Origin of the sequence: Kribbella sp. NPDC049174 (assembly GCF_043197365.1) — a bacterium.
GTDB lineage: Bacteria > Actinomycetota > Actinomycetes > Propionibacteriales > Kribbellaceae > Kribbella.
Genome location: NZ_JBICSZ010000008.1, coordinates 159,777 through 181,447, shown reverse-complemented (window position 1 = coordinate 181,447; position 21,671 = coordinate 159,777). Strand labels below are relative to the sequence as shown.

Below are 21,671 nucleotides of genomic sequence, written 5' to 3'. Positions count from 1 at the left end.
TCGGCGTACGGAAGGAATCGGCCGATGGCTGACATCGCACCTGACCAACAGCACCGCCGGACCGTGGTCGTGGAGTCGGGGGTCACGCTCCTCGCGATCGGGTTGATGGCGTGGGATCACCTGTGGGGCAACGAACGCGGCCTGGCGGACTCGTTCCCGGTCGACCCGGCAACCTTCTTCATCTCACTCGCCTTGATTGTGGTCACGGCGGTGGTGGTCTTCGGGTTCACCGTGCGGCGCGCCGCCGGCCATCCGGAGGCAGTCCACCGATCCGCGCTGATCCACAGCGGCATCGCCCTCGTACTGGCGCTTCCGCTGTCCTGGCTGGGATTCCCTGCCGTCGTGGCCGGCGGCGGCGTCGCACTCGGCCTGCAAGGCCTGCGCGGGATCCACCGACGCGTCTCGATCGCGGCAACAAGCGTCGGCGTCCTCGTGATCGTGTTCGCGATCCTGGTGACCACCTTCCCGACGGCCCCCGACGCCACTTGAGCCAAGAAGATCTAGACCTCCTTGGAAGGCTGGATGATCAGGTCGGGGAGGTTCACCTCGCGTGGCCGGCTGATGACGTACGCGATCAGGTCGGCGACTTCCGATGGTGGCACGGCGGGGAGGGTGGTGCGGAGCTCGTCGACCATCGTCCGTAGGTCCTCGGGGAACTGGTCGGCGAGTTCGGTGCCGTCGATCATCCCTGGCTCGACGTTGGTCACCCGGATTCCCTCACCGGCGAGTTCCAGCCGCAGCGCCCGGGTCAGGTAGCTGACGCCCGCCTTCGAGGCGCCGTACGCCGCCATGCCCGGCGCGAAGCGGTCGGCGGCGAGCGACGACACGTTGATCAGGTCTGTTGTCCTGGCGGTTGCCGACCGTTTCAGCGCCGGGAGGAACGCGTGCGTGACGGTCAGTACGCCGGCCAGGTTCACGTCGACGGTACGACGCCAGTCCGCCGCGGACGCGTCGCCGAACGGGACGATCTTCATCATCCCGGCGTTGTTGACCAGCAGATCGAGATCGCCGAACCGATCCTGCACGAGCTTCGAAGCCTGCGCGACCTCGTCGGGGTCGGTCACATCGGCGGGTACGACGAGCGCCGTTCCGCCGGACTCCGAGATCTGGGCCGCGAGCTTCTCCAGGCGGTCGCGGCGACGGGCCAGCAGGGCGACTGAGGCGCCGTCGGCGGCGAGCCGGGTGGCGATGGCGGCGCCGATCCCGCTGGCGGCGCCGGTGACGAGTGCGATGCGTGAGGTTGTCATGGGCCCACCTTGCGGCGGGCGATGACGCCTCAGAAGGGACGCTTCAACCTAGGTCTGGCAGTACCACCCAGGTCGTTGTCCGGCCAGGAATACTGGAGTGGTGCGACCTCAGCTTGGCGAGTTCCTGCAGACTCGGCGGGCCCGCGTCCGTCCCGAGGACGTCGGCCTGCCACCCGGCCGCGACCGCCGGGTCGCCGGCCTGCGCCGCGAAGAGGTCGCCCTGCTGGCCAACGTCAGCGTCGACTACTACATCCGGCTGGAGCAGGGTCGCGCCGACAACGCGTCGGACGCCGTCCTGACGGCTGTTGCCGACGCGCTCAGGCTGACCGAGGCCGAGCGGGAGCATCTGCTTTCGCTGGCCGGTCCGGCTCCACACCCGCGTGCGCCGCGTGCCGTCGTACGTCCGCAATTGGAAGCGCTCATCAGCGCGCTCCGCGACGTCCCGGCGATCGTGGTGGACCGGCTCAGCAACGTGCTGTCGTGGAATCCGGGCGCCGCAGCCGTCGTCGCCGACTTCGCCGCCCTCGAACCGGCTGAGCGCAACCTGGTCCGGCTGTACTTCCTCGATCCGGCCGCACGGACCTTCTACGAGGACTGGGAAGCAGTGGCCTGGGCCGCGGTCGCCCATCTCCGGCGCGCGTCGGCCGAGTACACCACCGACCCCGAGCTGGCGACCTTGGTCGACGACCTCACCGCCGCCAGCCCGGAGTTCGCCCGGCTCTGGACGACCCACGACGTCGCCGCTCCGGCCCACTGCCCCAAAGTCCTCCATCACCCGACAGCCGGCCGCCTCACCTTCTCCCTCGAGTCCCTCCAACTCCCCGGCGACGACGGTCAATACGTCATGACCTACACCCCGGCCGACCCACCCACCCAAGCCGCCCTCGAAACCCTCCTGGCAGCTCAACCACCGTTGAACACGTCGGTCTGGGGCATCGGAGCCCAGCGGAAGTAGACGGGATCAGTCTCCGTTGAGGTCGTCGGCGAAGCTCACCGGGGACCAGCGGAAGTCGACTGGGTCGGGGAAGGTGGAGGAAACCTGGCCGAGGCTCTTGATGACTGTTGCGGTGCCGTTCGCGTGGCCGACGGCGTACAGGAAGGCTGTCTTGGTGTCCTTGTCGATGCCGAGGAGGAGCGTGCCGTACTGACCGCACTTGGATGCGGTCAAGGTTTCGAAGGCCTGCCAGGTCCTGGTGCGGACCGACTTCACCACCGGCTTCATCGGCGACGTCACCGGGATCCGGATGGTGTAGAGCGCGCCGCCATTGGTGTTCGCCAGGAAGGTGTCGTACGTCGGCTGCTTGCTGATCAGCGTCATCGTCTTGACCGCGCCGAAGCCCGGGTACGAACCGGTGCTGCGCCACCCGTTGTCCTGTCGGTGCCAGCGCACGAGTACGCCGTCCTTGCGGAGCCCGTACAACTCCGTCCGCGGTGCGACCGCGCCGGCGTTGTACGCCGACCACTCGACCAGGCTGAAGTTGGACCAGCCACCGCCGATCCGCTGCAGGCTGGCCCCTGGCGGCTCGACGTCGCCGCTGCCGTCGACGGCGTACCCGCTGTGGTACAGCGCGTCTCCGATCACGACGTACCCGCTCCGCACGCTGCCGGCACCGGACTTGGGGTAGTCCTCGAAGTGACTCGCGATCCGCACCTGCCCGGGACCGTAGACACCCGCACTCGTGCTGGAGCGCGTGAGCGACGGCGGTGTCGTCGTGGTGATCGCCTTGAAGGTATGCGCACCCGCAGACGTCACCGACCCGACCCACGTCGTACAAGGCGCTGTCACTGCGGCCTCCGCGGCCGGCGGCACCACCGCCCCCAGCGCCAGGACTGCACCACACCCCACGCCCATCACCCGTCGCCACATCTCTGGATCTCCCCTTTGTCAGCCGGTCTCGCTCACCTCGATGCAGCACGCGCCCGAGAAGTTGCGGGGCGATCAGTCGCCGGTGAGGAATCACGGGCGAAGTTTTTCCCGTGTTGTGTACAGGAAGTGATCACGCGGGTGAGATCTGTGCAGACAACGCGCCTCGTTCTGCGTAAGGTGCGGTTCACCACAACGGCCCTGTCGAGGGAGGGCTGAGGTGTGTCCCACCCACCGCCCACAGGGGAGAGACACGTATGCGCAGAACTCGGTTCCGGACCGGGATCACCCTTCTGGTCGTCGCCGCGCTGGCCCCACTGGCCTCGCTGACCGCGACCGCCGGACCAACCGCCGTACCGGCCAAACCGTTCGTCCAGGGCACGACCACCGTCGCGGCCTACGACTACGACAACGCGATCCGCGAGCGGATCGAGGTCGACGTACCCAAGCTCGACGGGGACGCCAACGGGATCACCGACCGGATCACCGTCGACGTGATCCGGCCCGGCGAAGCGGCGCAGGCCGGCGTCGACGTCCCGGTGATCATCCAGGCGTCGCCGTACTACGCACAGGACAACAAGGCCTACTTCGACGGCAACGGCGTCCGGCAGGTCTTCGGCAGCTGGCTGGACAACTACTTCGTGCCCCGCGGGTACGCCGTCGCGTTCGTCGACATGCCCGGCACGTTCCGGTCGACCGGCTGCAGTGACGTCGGCGCGGACCTGGAGGTGCTCGGCACCAAGGCCGTGATCGACTGGCTGAACAACCGGGTGCCCGGCTACAACGCCGACGGCAGCCGCGCCAAGGCCGACTGGTCCACCGGGAAGGCCGGCATGATCGGCGTCTCCTGGAACGGCACCATCGCCAACTCGGTCGCCAGCACCGGTGTCCGCGGCCTCGAGACCATCGTCCCGATCGCCGCGATCTCCAGCTGGTACGACTACACCCGCAGCTTCGGAGTGCCCTTCTACGACGAGTACATGGGCTTCCTGCACGACTACGTCAGCAACGACGCATCACCGCGCTGTGTGGAGCTGACGAACGAGATCGAGCAGGACTCCGACACCCGCACCGGCAGCTACAGCAAGTGGTGGGATCCGAGGAACTACAACCTGGACGCGGGCAACGTGCACTCCAGTGTGTACGTCGTCCACGGCCTCGGCGACGAGAACGTGAAGACCCGGCACTTCGGTGAGTGGTGGGACCAGCTGGCCCGCTACAACGTGCCGCGGAAGATCTTCCTGCACCAGGGCGTCCACCTGGACGGCTTCAGCTTCCGCGACGAGTGGGTGAACAAGCTGCACCCGTGGTTCGACTACTGGCTGCAGGGCTTGCAGAACGGCGTCATGCAGACTCCGCAGGCGACCGTGCAGCGCGAGGACGGCAGCTTCTACGACGAGCCGCGCTGGCCGGCGGTCGGTGCGAAGTCGACGAAACTCGTGCTCAGCAAGGCGTCCGGTGCCAAGACCGGTGGGTTGTCGATCGCCGCGGCGTCGAGTGATCCGGTCAGCTTCACCGGTACGTCGGAGCCGTCCGAGGACACCGTCGTACTCGATCCGACCACGGCCCGGCCGGATCGTGCGGTGTTCCTGAGCGACGAGTTGGAGAAGGCGGTCCGGGTCACCGGCACCGGGAAGGTCTCGGTCCGGGTGAAGGTCAACAAGGTTGCCGCCGGCATCAAGGCGCGGTTGGTCGACTACGGTACGGCGAACCGGTACACGAACGTCACCAACGTCCCGAACACCCGCGTGTGCTGGGGTGACGGGAACGAGGCCGACACCGGGTGCTACGCCGAGACTCGGATCAACACGGCGGTGTCGGACACGTCGATCGTGGTGCGAACGCTGGCGGATGTCGGGCACTACAAGTCCTTGTATGCCAAGGAATCGCTGCAGTCCGGCAAGTGGTACGACCTGAGCTTCGAGCTGAACGCGGACGACGTGGTGTTCGCCGCCGGCCACCGGCTCGGTCTCGTCCTCACGGTCGAACCGGACAACCCGTCCATCCCGTTCACCGGCGCGACTGTCACGCTGGATCCCGCCCGGTCCTCGCTCACGCTCCCGCTGACCGGCTACACGGCTTCCCTGCAGACCGCCGAGGTCCCGCAGTCCCGCATCCCCACCACCCAGCTAGCCCAGCCCGAGCCGGAGAAAGACCCAGCCGAACTCATGCGCCAGATGGTCGAGGCATCCCGCTAACTACACAAATAACCAGCCCGCCCCGGCCGGAGGCCGGGGCGGGCTGGTAGTTAGACGTGTCAGCCTGCTAGGTCGGCGTAGGCAGCCACCAGGGTGGCCGACTCGGCTTCCCAGTTGAGGTCTGCGGCGGCGGCGCGGATGCCGTCGGTGTAGGTGGTGTAGTTGTTGATCAGGTCGCGGACGGCTGCGGTCAGGGATGCCGGATCGCCTGGTTTGTAGAGGGTTCCGAGCTTGTATTGGGTGACTACCGCACGCATCTCGGGGAGGTCTGCGGCGACGACGGGGACGCCGGCGCGGACCGCGTGGAAGAGTTTGTTGGGTAAGGCCAGGCGGTGGTTCTCGCAGGTGTTCGTCAGCGTGACGAGCGAGATGCCGTACGAGCGCAGTGTGTCGTCCACCTCGTCGATGGAGCGCTCCGCCACCGTCTCCACCGGGCCGAGGTCGAGCCGGTAGTTCGGGTCCACCGAACCCATCAGCACAGTCCGGAACGGCGCCAGCTGCCGCGCCGCGGCCACCACCGTCGGCAGATCACGCCCGGCTCCGACGCGTCCGGCGTACAGCAGACCCTCCGGTCGATCAGGCGCCGCCGGTACGTCGTCAGCCCGCGGGAACGTATTCCGTACGACGCGAACGTCAGCCAACCCACGTTCGCGCAACCGCTGCGCGATGCCGTCGGACACCGTGATGACGAAGCGCGCCTGGCTGGCAAGGGAAACCTCGAACCGCCGCCCCCGGGCCCGCCACATCGGCGTAGGCCGCCCCGGCAACGCCCGGTCGAACCAAAGCTCATGGGTGTCGTAGACCAACGCCGCCGACCACCGCGCCGCATAAGTAGCGGCAAGCTCGAGCGTGTTGAAGTCATGCGCATGAACCACATCGAACGGCCCAGCGGCGGCCACAACAGGAGCCGCCGCGACCCGCCACTGCTTCTCGGTCCGGTTGCGATGCTCCGGCAGCAGCAACCATCGGCCGAACCGCTGGACCAGCACCTTCGGCCCGTTCCGGCCGTGACCGACCGCGGGACCACCGTTGCTACCCCGCAGTCCGGCCGAGCGGGAGACCGACTCGACCGTCACGCCCGGACCGACCTCGAAGCCGTCCGGGACATCGCGACCGATCACATGAACCACGTGACCGGCCGCGACGAGGGCCGTCGCCTCCCGCAGGATCCGCGAGTCCCCGGCGATCGGGGACTGCGCGATCATCAGAACCCGCATGTCACCTTCCGCCAAGGAACGGAAGGAGAACCTCAACAGACTTGCGCCCGTCGTGCAGCTCGCGGACGTACTCCGGCCCGGCGTCGGCGATCTTGCGGGCCGAGTCGCGCTCGGCGACCAGCCGCTCGATCACCTCGGACAGGTCGTCCGGGGTCGCCTCCGCGATCGGCAGGTCGGTCGGCAGCAGGTCGCGGACCGGGTCCGCGATGTGCCCGACGGTGACCCGGCCGGCCGCCATCGCCTCGCAGGCGAAGACGCCGTACGAGCCGAGCAGCAGCTGGTCGACCACGATGTCGGCGTTGCGGACCATCTCGGCGAGCTCGGAGTGCGGGACGCCCTGGACCCGCTGGTACTTGATCAGGCCTCGCGCATCCAGGTCCGTGAGCACCGGGTCGACGTACGCCGACCCCTTCAACGCACTGGCCGACGGCGCGTGCAGCACGACCGGAATCTCGCGCTCCAGCACCGGTGCGGAGGAGTTGAACTCCCCGGTGTCGACCGTCAGCGGGAGCCAGATGCCGTTGTCGACGAACTCGAGCAGGTCCGGCGTGGTGACGAACACCGTCCCCTCGTAGCCCTCCAGGTGCGTTCGCAGCAGGTCGTTCGCGGCCTGCAGACGAGTGGTCAGCTCGTCGTCGGCGTTCCGGAACGGCGACCACTGGTACCGGGCCCGGTGCTGCGCGGGGTCGCGGATCTCCGACCCGTGGAAGACCAGGCCGTGCTTGATCCCGGCCTGGTCCAGCATCGGTACGTCGTTCGTCCACATCTGCCCGCGCTGCTGCCCGAACATCGGCCGGCCGGCCTCGAACAGCACGTGGGTGACCTCGCGCAACGCGTACGCCGTCAGCTCCAACTGCCAGCGCAGGTCGGACCGGTACTGGCGGTACGTCCCCGTGCGGTGCACCCGGAAGTCGAACGCGCCGCTGCCCGTGGTGAGCGACTCGGCCTTGATATCGGGCACTTCACGCTCGATCGCGGTCGCCCACAGCCAGGCCTGACCGGCACTGTTGACCGGGCCGAGCAGCAACCGGCGCTGCTCCTTGACCGGCCGGCCACCGGGCTGGATGACCTCCAGCTGACGACCGACCAGCTCGCCGTACAGACCGCGCAGCTTCTCCGCCTGCCCGGCCCAGGAGACCTCCTGCTGGTAGCCCGGGTCGGCCACCCGCTCGCGATAGGTGTCCAGGTCACCGAGGACCGTGCGCACCTTCGAGGCGAGATCGTGCGCGTCGCCCGCGACGAACACCTCGCCGATCCGGGTCCGGTCGACGAACTCCTTCATGCTCGGCATGTCGCTGACCACCACCGGCAGACCGGCGAAGGCGTACTCGAACAGCTTGTTCGGCAGCGCCATCTCGTGACTCGGGTAGCGCAGGATCGGGATCAGCCCGACATCCGCGGTCCGCAGGAACGCGACCACCTCGTCCGGCTTCACCGGGTCGAGGCAGTGCAACCGGTCCTGCACCTCGAGCGCCGCGGCCTGCGTCTGCAACTCCCGGACGGCGTCCGTCCCGACCCCCGGGACACAGACGACGGCCAGGTGTGCGTCCGGCAGGTCCACCAGCGCCTGGACGGCGGTCTCGATACCGCGGGCCCGGGTGACGCCGCCGCTGTAGACCAGCAGCGGCACCTCGGCGCGCAGCCCGATCCGGCTGCGGATATCGGACACCTCGACCGACACGTCCGCCGGGTTCGGCGTGTTCATGATCACCGCGGGCTCGTGGTCGAGCTTGTGCTCCTGCTGCAGCGTCCGGGCGATCGCCGGGCTGACCGTGATCACCCGGTCGGCCTGGCCGATGTACTCGCGCTCGTGGTTGGCCCAGGCCGCGATCGACCGGCGGGTGCGAGCGCCGTACCGGGACAGGCCGGCGACGTACTCGTGCGCGTCGTAGACGACCTTGAGGTGCTTGCCGCGCAGCTTGGCCCGGCCGGCGGCGCGGGTGGCGACACCGATCACGTGCATGTCGTGCGCGTGCACCACGTCCGGCTCGAGTCGATCGATCAAGTCACCGAAGGCGATCTCGAGGTCGAGCGCCTCGGGGTGCAGCTTGCGCCACGGCGCCGGCCAGGGCATCCGGTGGATCACTCCGTCATACGCGCGCCAGCCGAACTTGAACGGCGTGTCGGCCTTGTTGCCGACACCCTTCCGCACCCAGGTCGCCTTCTTCGCGGCCTGCCAGCGGGACTTGCGCAGCAACCGGGTGGCCACGCCGGCCTTGAACTTGAGCGGATTGCCCTGGCCCGCCTTGGCCGCCACGACGGCATGGCCGGAGTCGGACTTCAGCTCCTTCAGCTCGGCCTGGATCCGCTGGCTGCGCGCGACGTACGTCGACCTGTGCTTGTACCCCACCAAGGGCGGCCGCCAGTCCCGGCGAGCCTTGCGACTCCGCTTCCGCTCCTCCCGCAGGCTGAACGGAACCGCCACCCGGACGATCAGCGCGCCGTCGAGCATCTCCCTCGACGGCAGACCGCTGGCCGAGACCCCGAGCACAGTCACTTCTGCCCCGGTCTCGGCCAGTGCTGCGGCCTCCTTGCGGACCCGACTGTCGTTGGTGACGTCGTTTGCGACCATCATCACGACCCGCAGGTCGGCAGTTGTCACTGTCGAACCGACCTTCCGATCACAATCCGGCGCACGCCCGCCCAACGAGCCGGGTCGGTGCGGTCACGGCCGTCGACGAGCACCTTCACACCCGGCAGCTCGGCCGGGGTCAGCTGCGCGTACTCCGCGTGGTCCGCCTGCAGCACAGCCGCGTCCACCGGCGCGCCCAGCGCGTACGGCGTGAAGCCGAGCTGCTGGAGCTCCTCGTCGGTGTACAGCGGGTCGTGCACGGACACCTCCGCACCACGGGCCTTCAACGCCTCCACGGCCGGGAAGACCCCGGAGAAGGCGGTCTCCTTGACACCACCACGGTACGCCGCGCCGAGCACGACCACCTTGGCTCCGGCCAGGTCGCCGTACGCGCCCTCGAGCAGGCCGACGGTGTAGTCGGGCATGCCGAGGTTCGCCTCGCGGGCGGCCCGGACAACGCTTGCCTCCGGGTCGGTCCACAGGTAGAGCCGCGGGTAGACCGGGATGCAGTGGCCGCCGACCGCGATACCGGGCCGGTGGATGTGGCTGTAGGGCTGCGAGTTCGACGCCTCGATCACCTGGTGCACGTCGATGCCGTTCTCGCCGGCGAACCGGGCGAACTGGTTCGCCAGGCCGATGTTGACGTCGCGGTAGGTGGTCTCGGCCAGCTTCGCCAGCTCGGCCGCCTCGGCCGATCCCAGGTCCCAGACGCCGTTGCCGCGCTCCAGGTCCGGACGGTCGTCGAAGTCCAGCACGGCCTCGTAGAACGCGGTGGCGCGCTTGGCGCCCTCCTCGGACAGACCGCCGACCAGCTTCGGGTACTTGCGCAGGTCCGCGAAGACGCGGCCGGTGAGCACCCGCTCCGGCGAGAACACCAGGTGGAAGTCCTCGCCCTCCTTCAGGCCCGAGACCTCCTCCAGCAGCGGCTTCCACCGGTTCCGGGTGGTGCCGACCGGCAGGGTGGTCTCGTAGCTGACCAGGGTGCCCGGGCTCAGGTGCTCGGCCAGCGAGCGGGTGGCGCTCTCCATCCAGCCGAACTCAGGCTCACCGGTCTTCTCGTCGACGAACAGCGGCACGACCAGTACGACGGCGTCGCTGCCGGGGATGGCGTCCGCGTAGTCCGTGGTCGCCCGCAGGCGACCGTCGGCCACGGTCTCGGCCAGCAGCTCGGCCAGGTGTGCCTCCCCCGGGAACGGCTCCTGCCCGGCGTTCACCTGCTCGACCGTCTTCGGGTTGATGTCGACGCCGACGACCTGATGACCCTTGGCCGCGAACTGGACCGCCAACGGCAGCCCGATCTTGCCTAAGGCAACAACACTGACACGCACAGGAACTCCACTAGGTAGTGATTCTTCATCGGGGGCCTCGCAGCTTCCGTTCCAGCGGGTGCTCGACGAACTTGTACAGCAGCCACGAAGCGAGGATCGAGATGGCGCAGACACCGGCGTACCAGGTCAGGTTGGACCAGCCGATCGGGCCGGCCACACCGTGGTACTCCTTGATCGCGTACAGGATGGTGGCGTGCACCAGGTAGAAGGCGTACGACCACTGGCCGAGGGCGACCAGCGGCTTGCTGCGCAGCCAGGACCGGCCGCCCCGGATGTCCCGGGACGCGACGGCGAAGATCAGGAAGCCGTACAGCAGCGTCAGGACCTCCTTCTGGCACAGGCCCATGGTGATCGCGAACGGCACCTGGGTCGGGTGCTCACCGGAGTAGTACAGGGTGTAGAGGCCGCCGGAGGTGACCAGGAACGCGAACCAGACCGGGATCCGCGGCTTCCAGCCGGACCGCAGCGCGATCGCCAGGCCGATCCCGAACAGGAACGCGACCGAGTGCAGGACCGGCTGCGGTAACACCGGAACGACGTCCCGGTAGTGGAAGAGCGCCAGTCGATAGGCCCCACCGAGGACGATCACCGAGACACACAGGATCAGGCCGCCGGCCGGCTTCAGCCTCTTCGTGGCCCGCCAGACGAACGGGAAGTACGCGTAGAAGAACGCCTCCACCGACAGCGTCCAGCCGGCCGGGTTACCGCCGTACAGGATGGTCGGGTTGTTCGACCAGCCCTGCAGCAGGAAGCCCGACAGCACCAGCACGGTGACCGAGACCGGCTTGATCCACGACATCCCGGTCGGCGGCTCGAACCGGTAGAACACGAAGATCGCCGCGACCAGGGTGAGGAAGTACAGCGGCCAGATCCGGGCGAACCGGCGCCGGTAGAAGGTGCGGATCTTCGTCCCCGGCTGGGCCGACCAGGTCAGCACGAAACCGGACAGCACGAAGAAGAACGTCACCCCGGACGTCCCGTACTTCAGGAACTTGTAGATCGGCAGCGGCGCCAGGTTGGTCATGTGGTGGGCGAAAACGAAGAACGCCGCCCACCAGCGCAAACCGGTGAGCGACTCCACTCGCGGCAGCCGCTTGCGCGGTTCGGCCGGCGGCGCTCCGGACTCTCCCGGGAACGCGCTGACCGGCGCGCCCGGCGGCGGCGTACCGCTGTCGGTCGCCACCGCCCCGTCGTTGGAGGTAACGGCCGAAGCCGCCGGCCCCGGAGAGCCCGGGGAGGGCGGCTGGCTCTGTTCTTCGGCGGCTTTGGTCACGTAGTTACTCCGCTAGGGCGGCGACGACGCGGCCGGCGGCCTGGCCGTCTCCGTAGGGCATGGGGCGGTCTGCTGCCGGCACCGGCCGGGCGGCCAGCTCGGGCAGCTTGCTCACGTCGGAGGTGAGGACGTTCCAGCCGTCCTCGAGGGTCTCGACCCATTCGGTCTCGGTGCGCAGCGTGGTGCAGACCCGGCCGAGCAGGAAGGCTTCCTTCTGCAGGCCGCCGGAGTCGGTGACCACACCGGCCGAGCCGAGCACGGCCGCGACCATCTCCGGGTAGGCCAGCGGCTCCCGGACGTGCAGCGACCCGTCCGGACGCTCCAGCTTGATCCCGTGCTCGGCGCACTTGGCGACCAGCCGCGGGTGTGCGAGCAGCAGCACCGGCGTACCGGCCGCGGCGAGCCCCTCGACGATCGCGGCCAGTCGCTCCGGGTCGTCGGTGTTCTCGGCCCGGTGGATGGTCGAGACGACGTACTCGCCAGACTTGAAGGGAACGTCCAGCGGCTTGACCAGGGCCTTGTCAAGGACCGCGTCGCGGACCCGGAAGCACACGTCCGTCATCACGTCGCCGACCAGCCGCGCCCGCTCCGTCAGGCCCTCGTTCGCCAGGTGGTCCATGGCCACCTGGGTCGGGGCCAGCAGGATGTCGGCCGCGTGGTCGGTCAGGACCCGGTTGTGCTCCTCCGGCATCCGCCGGTTGAACGACCGCAGCCCGGCCTCCAGGTGCGCCACCGGCAGGTGCATCTTCACCGCCGACAGCGTCCCGGCCAGCGTCGAGTTGGTGTCGCCGTACACGAGCACCCAGTCGGGCTGGTGCTCGTCCAGTACGGCGTCCATCGCGGACAGCATCGAGCCGGTCTGGACCCCGTGGCTGCCGGACCCGACACCGAGGTGGACGTCCGGGTCCGGGATCCGCAGGTCGGCGAAGAACACGTCGGACATGTTCTTGTCGTAGTGCTGGCCGGTGTGCACGATCACGTGCTGGTGGTCGGTGGCGGCGAACGCCTCCGCCACCGGTGCCAGCTTGACGAACTGCGGCCGTGCCCCGACGACGCTCAGGACCTTCATGACTCGGCGGACTCCCCGGCGACCTTGATGGTGCGGTCCTCGGCGGCGGACTGGATCACGGCCTCGGCCACCCGGACGGTGGTCAGACCCTGCTGCAGCGTGACGATGTCGGCTTCCTTGCCCAGCACCGCGTCCCGGAACGCCTCGTGCTCGGTGCGCAGCGGCTCGGGCTTGCTGATCGCGTAGCGGATCATGTCGCCCTCGCTGACACCGCGGAAGTGCGCGACGTCGTCCCATGCGGTGGCGACCGTGCCGTTGGCGTGGAAGGACAGGTCGGCCGTCAGCGTGTCGGCGATGAACGCGCCCTTCTCGCCGGTGACAACGGTGAGCCGCTCCTTCATCGGGGACAGCCAGTTGACCAGGTGGCTGGTCACGGTGCCGTCGGCCAGCTTGCCGGTCACCGCGATCAGGTCCTCGTACTGCCGGCCGCTCTTGTGCGCGCTCTGCGCGGACACCGTGACGAACGGCGACTGGGTCACCCAGGCGGTCAGGTCGATGTCGTGGGTGGCCAGGTCGAGCACCACGCCGACGTCGGCGATCCGGGACGGGAACGGGCCCTGGCGACGGGTGGTGATCTGGTAGATGTCGCCCAGCTCGCCCGCCTCGAGGCGCACCCGGAGCGCCTGCAGCGCCGGGTTGTACCGCTCGATGTGACCCACCGCGCCGACCACACCGGCGGCCTCGAACGCCTTCGCGATCTCGGTCGCCTCGGCCGAGGACCCGGCCAGCGGCTTCTCGATCATCGCGTGCACGCCGGCCTCGGCCAGCGCCTTCGCGATCTCGGCGTGGTACTGGGTCGGGACCGCGACCATGCAGTAGTCGATGCCTTCGGCAATCAACTGCTCGATGGTCTCGTGCACCGGGCGACCGGCGGCCACGCCGAACTTGTCACCGCCCGGGTCGGCGACGGCGACCAGGTCGACGCCCTCGAGGGAGGCGAGCACGCGGGCGTGGTGCCGCCCCATCATGCCCAGGCCGATCAGTCCGGCTTTCAGGTTCGCCATCTCACGCACCAGCCTTCGCCACGGTGTTCACCGCGGCCACGATCCGGTTCAGGTCTTCCTCGGACAGCGAGGGGTGGACCGGCAGCGAGAGCACCTCGGCCGCGGCCTTCTCGGTCTCCGGCAGGTCCAGCTCACGCTTGAACGAGGGCAGCCGGTGGTTCGGGATCGGGTAGTAGACACCGCAGCCGACGCCGTACTCGTTGCGCAGCGCGTCGGCGAAACCGTCGCGGTCCTCGGTCACCCGGATCGTGTACTGGTGGTACACGTGGGTCGCCTCGGTGGCCACCGCCGGTACCGCGACACCCTGCAGGTTCGCGTCCAGGAAGGCCGCGTTCTCCTGCCGCTGCTTGGTCCAGCCGGCCAGCTTGCCCAGCTGCACCCGGCCGATCGCGGCGTGCAGGTCGGTCATCCGGTTGTTCAGGCCGACGACCTCGTTCTCGTACTGCTTGAGCATGCCCTGGTTGCGGAAGAGCCGCATCCGGCGCTCGAGGTCGGCGTTCGCGACCGAGTTCATGCCGCCCTCACCGGACGTCATGTTCTTGGTCGGGTAGAGACTGAACATGGCGAACTCGCCGAAGGTGCCGACCGGAGCGCCGTTCCAGGTCGCGCCGTGCGCCTGCGCGGCGTCCTCGTAGATCTGGATGCCGTGCCTGTCGGCGATCGCCTGCAGCGCGGTCATGTTCGCCGGGTGACCGAACAGGTGCACCGGCATGACGGCCTTGGTCTTCTCGGTGATCGCGGCCTCGACCGCGGCCGGGTCCAGGCAGAAGTACGTCGGCTCGATGTCGGCGAACACCGGGGTGGCGCCGGTCAGCGCGACGCTGTTCGCGGTCGCGGCGAAGGTGAAGGACGGCACGATGACCTCGTCACCGGGGCCGACGCCCGCGGCCAGCAGGCCGAGGTGGAGACCCGACGTGCCCGAGTTGGTCGCGACGCACGCCCGGCCGGAGACCAGCGCTGCGCCGAACTCCTGCTCGAACGCCGCCACCTCGGGGCCCTGGGCCAGCATCCCGGACTGCATCACACGGTCGACGGCTTCGCGCTCCTCCTTCCCGATGATCGGCTTCGCGGCCGGAATCGGCTGCACCATCAGTTCTCCTCCATGTCTTCACCGGCCGGCCGCAGCCGTCCGTCGGTTTCGATGTACATCTCGCCCGTGTTCGGGCACTTCCACTCGCCGTCCCCGACAGCGAGCAGTGGAACGCCGGCCTTGCCGACCCACTTGATCCGGCGGGCCGGAACCCCGGCGACCAGCGCGAAGTCTGGCACGTCCTTGGTCACCACCGCACCCGCGGCGACGGTGGCCCAGCGGCCGATGGTGACCGGTGCCACGCAGACGCTGCGGGCACCGAGTGAGCAGCCCTGCTTCATGGTCACCCCGACCGGCTCCCAGTCGTGCCCGCTCTTCGGCGAACCGTCCGGGTTGACCGCCCGCGGGAAGTAGTCGTTGGTCAGCACCACGGCCGGGCCGATGAACACGCCGTCCTCGAGCGTGGCCGGCTCGTAGACCAGCGCGTAGTTCTGGATCTTGCAGTTGTCGCCCATCCGGACCCCGGTCCCGACATAGGCACCGCGACCGACGATGCAGTTCTCTCCCAGGACCGCGTTCTCGCGGATCTGGGCCAGGTGCCAGACCGACGAACCGTCGCCGATCTGGGCGCTGTCGTCGACGTCAGCGGATGCTGCGATGCGGGACGTCACAAGGTCTCCTTCGAAGTGAGCCAGCTGGTGAGTGCTTCGGCCGAGCGGCTTCCGTCGTGCAGCTCCGCCACGTAGCCGGGGCCGGCGGCCGCCCGCTCGGCGGCGGCGTCACGATCAGCGATCAGGCCGGTGACGACATCACCCAGCGTGTCCGGGTCTGCCTCCACGATCGGCACCTCTCGCCCAGTCAGAGTACGCACCCGCCGGCGCACGGCGTCACCGACGTACGAGACGACGATCCGCCCGGCGGCGAGTGCCTCGGCCGCCGCCACGCCGTACAGGCCGATTCTGAGCTGGTCTACAACGATGTCGGCGTCACCGATGACGGCCGGCATCCCGTTGTGCGGTACTCCGGTGATGCGCCGGTACTCCAGTACGCCGCGGTCGTGCAGCTCGGTCAGGACCGTGTCGATCCGGTCGGTGCCCTTGAGCTGCGCGTTCGACGGAACGTGTACGACGACCGGACGCTCGCCGGTGAACAACGGACGGGCCGCGTCCCGCCACGGAGTGGGGTCGATCGCGACCGGCAACCACTGTGCATCAGGTACGTCGTCCAGCAGGTCGACCGTGGACACGAAGACCGGCAGGCCGAGGCTCTCGACCAGCTCGGCGTGCCGGCGGGCCTGCGACTCCAGCCGCTCGGTCAGTTCGTCACCCGGGGTGAACGGCGACCAGCGCTCGCGCTTCGCGTGCCGGCTGGGCAGCCGGATGTCGGAGCCGTGGAAGAGCACACCGACGTTGATACCGGCCGCGCGCAGCGCCTCGATGTCGGCGGACGCGTCCGGGAAACCGCGCGCGCCGAAGATCGGCCGCAGCGACTCCACCAGGACGTGGGTGTAGGAACCGACGACGTGCTGCTCCTGCGCGCGCTGCCAGCGAGGCTGGCCGAACCACGCGAGCGGGACGCCGTAGTCGGTCCGGAACTGGAACTGCCCCTTGCGGTGCAGGGAGAACGAGACGGCGCTGACCCCGGGCACGGTCCGGGCAGCCTGTGCCCAGGCGTAGCCCTGACCGGCGGAGTTGGTCGGTCCGACCAGCATCCGCACCGGGGTCGTCGCCACCGGCGGGAACGCCGGCAGCTGTGCGTACGAGTACCGCAAGCCGCGCAGACGCCGCCGGACCGCTCCCGCGGTCCGGGCGAGTGGCGCCGGCAGGTGCTCGCGGATCGAACGCGACACCGTCATCGAATCACCCATTACCTGCCGGTGCCTTCAGCATGTCCAGCTCGCGGCGGGCGGCCGGGATACCGAGCACCACCGGGGTGCCGGCCCGGCGCTGACCGAGGTTCCAGCCGGCCCAGATCGCACCGGCGTCCAGGGCGACGACGACGTCGGCCTTCTCGATCGTGGTCAGCACGTCGCGACGGGTCAGGATCCGGCCCCAGTAGGTCTTGCCGAGATCCTTGCTGGCCCGGTTCCCCCGCAGGAACTTCACCGGCGCCGACGTCTTAATTGCCTTAGGCAAGATCCGCCCGGCAACCTTCCGAGCCCGCCGGTACCGCCACTGCACAGCCTTCACCACCCGCTTGGCTCCGGTGGGCTTGGGCTTCGGGGCAGGTGCGGGCTGCGGCTCGGGAGCAGGACCGGCATCAGAGACTTCAGCTGCTGCAGGAGCAACTTCAGCTTCGTCAGCGGTGACAGCTTCCGGCCCCGCGACAGCCTCGGGTGCGATCACGGCGTCGGGAGCTTCTTCGGTGGGGTCGGCTTCCTCGACGGGCTCCGGGGTGGGGGCGACCGGCATGCGGCCTGGGCCGATCAGGGTGAAGCTGTTGACCTTGTCCGCGACCGGTCCGGCCGGGGCGACCCAGCCGACGACGTCAAGGGTGACGTTGGGGTCACCCAGGTCCTCGCGGACGGTGTCGAAGTACGCCGGGGGAAGCCGGCGCGTGCTCAGCAGTACGACGTTCTTCACGCGTTGACCCCCTGCACCGAAGCAGCAAGCGACTCGATCCGAGGATCCAGCTGCAGATCCCGCCGGTACGACGCACCGAACTCCCGCGCCTTGGCCCGGATCCCCTCGTCGGCCGTCCGGGCCGCGTGCGCCGCCTCGATCAGCGCGGCCGCGATCGCCTCCGCCGTCACCTCGGTCACCGGGAACCACAACGGGTGCCCCCGCAGTACGTCGGACGCCGCGTTCTCCGGGTCGTGCACCGACACCACCGGCAACCCGGTCGCGAGGTACTCGAAGACCTTGCCGCTGGTCACGTAGCGACCCTTGCCCAGCATCAGCAGCTGGACGTCGAACTCGTCGTACGCCTTGGCGATCTCCGCCTTGCCGACCGGGCCCTCGTAGCTGACCCCGTCGTCCTTGGCGTTGTTGATCGTCGCGAGCATGTCGGCCCGCGGCTGGGCGTAGTACCCGAGGTAGCCGTGGATCTTGGCCTTCGCGCCGGCCATCTCCTCCGACGACGAGCGGGCGATCTGCCAGCCCTCGACGAACTCGGCCAGCGGGACCTTCGGCGACACCGTGCCGACGTACCCGAACACCAGCGGGCGGTCGGTCACCGGGCCGCGGTCCTGCGTGTCCGGGACCAGATCCGGGTCGAAGCCGTTGGCAACGGTGTGCATCCTGCCGGCCTGGGCCGGGTAGAGCTTCTCGTGCCACTCCTTGATCGGGTCGTTCACGAACCACACTTCGCGGGCCGACTCGACCAGCTTCTTCTCCCACTTGGCGGCCCGGCTGTTCGGCTCGTGCAGCCGGTCACCGGTGAAGACGTCCAGCAGCCACGCGTCGCGGTAGTCCATCACGTACGGCACGCTGTGCTTCTTGTGCAGGTGGTATGCCGCGGTGAACGCGACGTGCGGGTTCGCGGTGGCGACGGTGAGGTCGACCTTGTGCGCCTGGTGGATCCGCTCGGCGGCCTTCTCGATGATCGAGCGCCACGGCCCGTACCCGGTCTCCGGGAACGGGATCTGGTCCTGCTTGGTCCGCCACTTGCTCCACAGCTTCGGGTTCGAAGCGCGGGCCTTGGACCACTTACGCAGGTCGGCCTCGAGGATCGGCCACTCGAACGGCACCCGGACGACGTCGACCGACGGGTCGACCCGCTCCTCCAGGGTCAGGTCGGCACCGGTGAACCGATGGAAGGTCTCGCGTTCGGCCGTCAGCACGGTCACCTTCCAGCCGAGCGCGGCGAACCGGTTGGCCGTGGCCAGGGCCCGGTAGACACCGCCGCCTCGGCAGGGCGGGAAGCCCCAGGCGACGTACAACAGATGTGGGCGGTCGGTCATGCATGTCCTCTTAGCAGGTCGAGAATCGCGTCGGCCAGTTCGTCGTACGGCGTGGTCGCGGGCAGATGGTCGGTCGCCCACTGAAGCGCGTGGTCGCGCAGTTTCTCCAGCTCCCCGGGATCCGCGGACCAGCGCCGCAGCGTCTCGGCCGCCTCCGTCACCGAGTCCACCAGGACTCCGCCACCGGACTCCTCGATCACCCTCGTCTGCCGGGGCAGCCGGGTGGAGAGGACGGGAAGACCGCTGGCGAGGTACTCGTAGATCTTGGACGGCATCGCCTCGACGAAGGCCGGAGTCGGCTGGAGCATGGCCAGGCTGGCCCAGGCACCCTGGGTGATCCGCCAGGCGTCAGCGGGTGGCTGGCGCCCGTGCAGCCGGACCCGGCCGGCCAGGTCGGGCTGCCCGATCCGGGCCTCGAGCTGGTCCCGGTCCGAGGGTGCGACCGGGCCGACCAGGTCGAGTGACCAATCCGACGCCGCGGCGACGGTCTCGACCATGTCGAACAGACCACGGCTGGCTCGCAGGTCCCCGACGTACACGGCCCGCGGCGTGCCCGAGGGCGGCGTCGGGGCCAGGAACGGGATGTAGGGAAAGTTCTGCACGACCAGCCGGCGCTTCGCCTCGTGCGGGGCGAGATGCGAGTCGGCGACGACGGTCAGGTCGGCGCCGGCAGCCAGCTTGGAGCTGGCCCGGACGATCAGCCGGGCCGGCAGACCGGCCGGCCCCTTCGCCCAGGCCCGGTCGGCAAGCAACCGGTCGTAGTCCTCGTGCACGTCGGCGACCATCTTGCGGCGGCGCAGGGTGGTGACCAGGCGGGTGACCGGGATCATGTCCGGGTCGACCGTCATCACCACCTTGGCGTTGGTCCGCCACGGCAGCACCGCGGTTCGGGCCAGCCGCTGGACCAGGTTGCCCCGCGGACCGGCGTGGATGTCCGCACCGGCCGGACCCCCGTCCACCTCACCCAGACCCCAGAGCTCGACGCTCAGGCCTCGGTGCTGCAGAGCCGCGGTGATCTTGTGCAGGCGCGCGTCGGCGACGTCGTGACCGGTCGTGATGATCCCCACGTCCGGCGCCGTACTGCGTGACCCGGAATTGGGCATGGTCAGAGGTCCTCGAGAGAGACGGATTCCTTTTCACCGACCTGGAGGAACTTGGTGTACGCCGCGATCACCTCGTCGGGCTCGCCGCGCATCATCACCTTGCCCTTGTGCAGCCAGATGCAGTCGTTGCACAGATCCCGGACGCTGCTCATCGCGTGGCTGACCAGGAACATCGTCCGGCTGTTGGTGACCAGATCCTTCATCTTGGCCGCGGCCTTGGTCTTGAACGACGCGTCACCGGCCGACAGCGCTTCGTCGATCAGCAGGATGTCGGGGTCCATGTGGACGGCGACCGAGAACGCCAGCCGGCTGAACATGCCGGACGAGTACGTCCGCATCGGCATCTCCATGAAGTCGCCGAGCTCGGCGAACTCGGCGATCTCCTCGTACCGGGCCTGGATCTCCTTGCGGCTCAGGCCCGCGGCCAGACCACCCAGGACGACGTTCTCCCGGCCGGACAGCGCGGCGTTGAAGCCGACACCGAGGGACAGCAGGGTGGAGACCCGGCCGTGCACCTCGATCCGGCCCGAGGTCGGCGGCAGGATGCCGGCGATCGCGCGCATCAGCGTCGACTTGCCGGCGCCGTTGGCGCCGATGATGCCGATGGTGGTGCCGTGGTCGACGTCGAAGGAGACGTTCTGGACCGCCTTGACCTCGCGGACCGCCCGCTCGCCGCGGCCGAACCGGACCAGGGCGCTCTTGAAGGTCGGCACCCGCTCGAACGTGGTCCGGTAGGTGATGGACACGTCCTGCACCTTGACGGCCGGCATACCCGACGTGGTCTTCTGCATGGGCTTCTTCTCTGCCTCAGAGACGGACAACGAACTCACGCTCCCTCGACATGAAGAACAAGGCGCCGACGACGAAGGCCACGACCGCCCAGAACGCCGCACCGGCCCACATCTGCCACTCCGGGAAGTCACCGCGGACCAGCAGGTCGGTCCAGCCGCCGAGCAGTGTGTACAGCGGGTTGTACTGGATGAAGCCCTTGAACTTGGCCGGCGCGTCCTCGGCGAACCAGAGCACCGGAGACAGGTACAGCCAGATCCGGACGAAGTACGGCAGGAAGCTCGTGGTGTCCCGGAAGTACACCTGCAGGGCGGCGAAGATCATGCCCATCCCGGCCGCGAAGATCGTCAGGAAGACCAGGAAGACCGGCGCGAGCAGCATCTCCCAGTGCAGCGGCTGACGCATCAGCAGGTGGATGGCGAAGTACACGACCAGGGTAGGCAGGAAGCGGAAGAACGCCGTCCGCACCGCGGACAGCGGCAGCAGCATCCGCGGGAACGACTGGTTCATCAGCAGCTTGCCGCCGCCGACCACGCTGGCCGCTCCGGCGGTCATCGCGCCGGAGAAGTAGTAGAAGGCGAACAGTCCGCCACACATGTGGGCGAACCGCTCCGCGCCGTCGGTCTTGCTCGCACCGCCCGCGATGATGTCGACCAGCAGGTAGTACACACCCGCCAGCAGCAGCGGGTTCAGGACCAGCCACACCTGACCGAAGAAGGTGTTCGTGTTGGCCGCCCGGATGTTCGTCCGGGACATCTCGGCCGCGAACTCCCGGCGTTGCCACAGCGCCTTGAAGTAGGGACGCAGCGCCGGCAGGCCGACCTTGTGCGGTTCGTACACATGCACCGACGGGTTGAACTCCTCGTCGACGCTAGTCGCGTTCATTCAGGCGACGCCTCTCTTTGCCCGGTATCCGACTGGGGCTCGGCGGCTGCCGCCCGGTACGACGGCGGGCCACGCAGACCGGGAAGCAGAGTAGCGGATCGGCGTCAATACCGACGACACAGTGGTCCTCCATAGTGAGCAACGACGTACAGACGGCTACCAAACGTCGTGCATTGCCCCGAAGATTCGCC

The 21,671-nt window shown here is 68.9% G+C and carries 19 protein-coding genes; 3 read left to right on the top strand and 16 right to left on the bottom strand.

Going from position 1 to position 21,671, the window contains the following annotated elements; genetic code table 11:
* The first annotated feature begins 24 nt into the window (after positions 1–24).
* Positions 25–489 (top strand): hypothetical protein, encoded by a 465-nt coding sequence (locus tag ACGFIF_RS32895; RefSeq protein ID WP_393159981.1) that lies wholly within the window; start codon positions 25–27, stop codon positions 487–489.
* Positions 490–500: 11 nt separating this feature from the next.
* Here ACGFIF_RS32895 and ACGFIF_RS32890 read toward each other — a convergent pair whose 3' ends face one another.
* Positions 501–1,247, bottom strand: coding sequence for an SDR family oxidoreductase (locus ACGFIF_RS32890; RefSeq protein ID WP_393159980.1), 747 nt, complete (start codon positions 1,245–1,247; stop codon positions 501–503).
* 100 nt (positions 1,248–1,347) lie between these two features.
* On the opposite strand from ACGFIF_RS32890, the gene ACGFIF_RS32885 reads away from it, so the two are divergent.
* The gene (locus ACGFIF_RS32885; RefSeq protein WP_393159979.1) at positions 1,348–2,202 is read left to right on the top strand and encodes a helix-turn-helix transcriptional regulator; all 855 of its coding nucleotides are present in this window, start codon (positions 1,348–1,350) and stop codon (positions 2,200–2,202) included.
* A 6-nt stretch (positions 2,203–2,208) separates the two neighbouring features.
* Here ACGFIF_RS32885 and ACGFIF_RS32880 read toward each other — a convergent pair whose 3' ends face one another.
* Positions 2,209–3,114: a hypothetical protein gene (locus tag ACGFIF_RS32880; RefSeq protein WP_393159978.1), complete on the bottom strand. Its 906-nt coding sequence runs from the start codon at positions 3,112–3,114 to the stop codon at positions 2,209–2,211.
* 254 nt (positions 3,115–3,368) lie between these two features.
* Here ACGFIF_RS32880 and ACGFIF_RS32875 point away from each other — a divergent pair, with 254 nt between their 5' ends.
* A complete protein-coding gene (locus tag ACGFIF_RS32875; RefSeq protein WP_393159977.1) occupies positions 3,369–5,309 on the top strand; it encodes a CocE/NonD family hydrolase in 1,941 nt (646 codons plus the stop codon).
* A gap of 59 nt (positions 5,310–5,368) precedes the next feature.
* Here the strand turns inward: ACGFIF_RS32875 and ACGFIF_RS32870 are convergent, their stop codons facing one another.
* The 14 genes from ACGFIF_RS32870 to ACGFIF_RS32805 form a co-directional block, all read right to left on the bottom strand.
* Positions 5,369–6,526, bottom strand: coding sequence for a glycosyltransferase (locus tag ACGFIF_RS32870; RefSeq protein ID WP_393159976.1), 1,158 nt, complete (start codon positions 6,524–6,526; stop codon positions 5,369–5,371).
* Position 6,527: 1 nt separating this feature from the next.
* Entirely contained in the window at positions 6,528–9,128 is a 2,601-nt protein-coding gene (locus ACGFIF_RS32865; protein WP_393159975.1) for a glycosyltransferase family 4 protein, read from the bottom strand.
* Positions 9,125–10,426, bottom strand: a complete 1,302-nt coding sequence (locus tag ACGFIF_RS32860) for a nucleotide sugar dehydrogenase (protein WP_393159974.1) — start codon at positions 10,424–10,426, stop codon at positions 9,125–9,127. Before ACGFIF_RS32860 ends, ACGFIF_RS32865 begins: the two co-directional genes overlap by 4 nt.
* Positions 10,427–10,451: 25 nt before the next feature.
* Entirely contained in the window at positions 10,452–11,609 is a 1,158-nt protein-coding gene (locus tag ACGFIF_RS32855) for an acyltransferase family protein (RefSeq protein ID WP_393159973.1), read from the bottom strand.
* 94 nt (positions 11,610–11,703) lie between these two features.
* Positions 11,704–12,768, bottom strand: coding sequence for a non-hydrolyzing UDP-N-acetylglucosamine 2-epimerase (wecB, locus tag ACGFIF_RS32850; protein ID WP_393159972.1), 1,065 nt, complete (start codon positions 12,766–12,768; stop codon positions 11,704–11,706).
* Positions 12,765–13,772, bottom strand: a complete 1,008-nt coding sequence (locus ACGFIF_RS32845; RefSeq protein ID WP_393159971.1) for a Gfo/Idh/MocA family protein — start codon at positions 13,770–13,772, stop codon at positions 12,765–12,767. Before ACGFIF_RS32845 ends, wecB begins: the two co-directional genes overlap by 4 nt.
* Position 13,773: 1 nt before the next feature.
* Positions 13,774–14,865: a DegT/DnrJ/EryC1/StrS family aminotransferase gene (locus ACGFIF_RS32840; protein WP_393160224.1), complete on the bottom strand. Its 1,092-nt coding sequence runs from the start codon at positions 14,863–14,865 to the stop codon at positions 13,774–13,776.
* Positions 14,862–15,473: an acyltransferase gene (locus ACGFIF_RS32835; RefSeq protein ID WP_393159970.1), complete on the bottom strand. Its 612-nt coding sequence runs from the start codon at positions 15,471–15,473 to the stop codon at positions 14,862–14,864. The genes ACGFIF_RS32840 and ACGFIF_RS32835 overlap by 4 nt, the downstream gene beginning before the upstream one ends.
* On the bottom strand, positions 15,470–16,657 hold the full coding sequence (locus tag ACGFIF_RS32830; protein WP_393159969.1) for a hypothetical protein: 1,188 nt from the start codon (positions 16,655–16,657) through the stop codon (positions 15,470–15,472). Before ACGFIF_RS32830 ends, ACGFIF_RS32835 begins: the two co-directional genes overlap by 4 nt.
* A gap of 4 nt (positions 16,658–16,661) precedes the next feature.
* On the bottom strand, positions 16,662–17,384 hold the full coding sequence (locus ACGFIF_RS32825) for a hypothetical protein (protein WP_393159968.1): 723 nt from the start codon (positions 17,382–17,384) through the stop codon (positions 16,662–16,664).
* On the bottom strand, positions 17,381–18,703 hold the full coding sequence (locus ACGFIF_RS32820; RefSeq protein WP_393159967.1) for a glycosyltransferase: 1,323 nt from the start codon (positions 18,701–18,703) through the stop codon (positions 17,381–17,383). The genes ACGFIF_RS32825 and ACGFIF_RS32820 overlap by 4 nt, the downstream gene beginning before the upstream one ends.
* A complete protein-coding gene (locus ACGFIF_RS32815; RefSeq protein ID WP_393159966.1) occupies positions 18,700–19,806 on the bottom strand; it encodes a glycosyltransferase family 4 protein in 1,107 nt (368 codons plus the stop codon). The genes ACGFIF_RS32820 and ACGFIF_RS32815 overlap by 4 nt, the downstream gene beginning before the upstream one ends.
* Positions 19,807–19,808: 2 nt before the next feature.
* Positions 19,809–20,597 (bottom strand): ABC transporter ATP-binding protein, encoded by a 789-nt coding sequence (locus ACGFIF_RS32810; RefSeq protein ID WP_393159965.1) that lies wholly within the window; start codon positions 20,595–20,597, stop codon positions 19,809–19,811.
* Between the two features lie 16 nt (positions 20,598–20,613).
* Positions 20,614–21,480, bottom strand: coding sequence for an ABC transporter permease (locus tag ACGFIF_RS32805; RefSeq protein ID WP_393159964.1), 867 nt, complete (start codon positions 21,478–21,480; stop codon positions 20,614–20,616).
* Between the last annotated feature and the right edge of the window lie 191 nt (positions 21,481–21,671).

What these genes read in the sequence shown, in the direction of transcription:
- ACGFIF_RS32895 (WP_393159981.1), top strand. Translation starts at nt 25, where the DNA reads ATGGCTGACATCGCACCTGACCAACAGCACCGCCGGACCGTGGTCGTG.
- ACGFIF_RS32890 (WP_393159980.1), bottom strand. Translation starts at nt 1,247, where the DNA reads ATGACAACCTCACGCATCGCACTCGTCACCGGCGCCGCCAGCGGGATC.
- ACGFIF_RS32880 (WP_393159978.1), bottom strand. Translation starts at nt 3,114, where the DNA reads ATGTGGCGACGGGTGATGGGCGTGGGGTGTGGTGCAGTCCTGGCGCTG.
- ACGFIF_RS32875 (WP_393159977.1), top strand. Translation starts at nt 3,369, where the DNA reads ATGCGCAGAACTCGGTTCCGGACCGGGATCACCCTTCTGGTCGTCGCC.
- ACGFIF_RS32870 (WP_393159976.1), bottom strand. Translation starts at nt 6,526, where the DNA reads ATGCGGGTTCTGATGATCGCGCAGTCCCCGATCGCCGGGGACTCGCGG.
- wecB (WP_393159972.1), bottom strand. Translation starts at nt 12,768, where the DNA reads ATGAAGGTCCTGAGCGTCGTCGGGGCACGGCCGCAGTTCGTCAAGCTG.
- ACGFIF_RS32845 (WP_393159971.1), bottom strand. Translation starts at nt 13,772, where the DNA reads ATGGCGAACCTGAAAGCCGGACTGATCGGCCTGGGCATGATGGGGCGG.
- ACGFIF_RS32830 (WP_393159969.1), bottom strand. Translation starts at nt 16,657, where the DNA reads ATGACGGTGTCGCGTTCGATCCGCGAGCACCTGCCGGCGCCACTCGCC.
- ACGFIF_RS32820 (WP_393159967.1), bottom strand. Translation starts at nt 18,703, where the DNA reads ATGACCGACCGCCCACATCTGTTGTACGTCGCCTGGGGCTTCCCGCCC.
- ACGFIF_RS32815 (WP_393159966.1), bottom strand. Translation starts at nt 19,806, where the DNA reads ATGCCCAATTCCGGGTCACGCAGTACGGCGCCGGACGTGGGGATCATC.
- ACGFIF_RS32810 (WP_393159965.1), bottom strand. Translation starts at nt 20,597, where the DNA reads ATGCAGAAGACCACGTCGGGTATGCCGGCCGTCAAGGTGCAGGACGTG.
- ACGFIF_RS32805 (WP_393159964.1), bottom strand. Translation starts at nt 21,480, where the DNA reads ATGAACGCGACTAGCGTCGACGAGGAGTTCAACCCGTCGGTGCATGTG.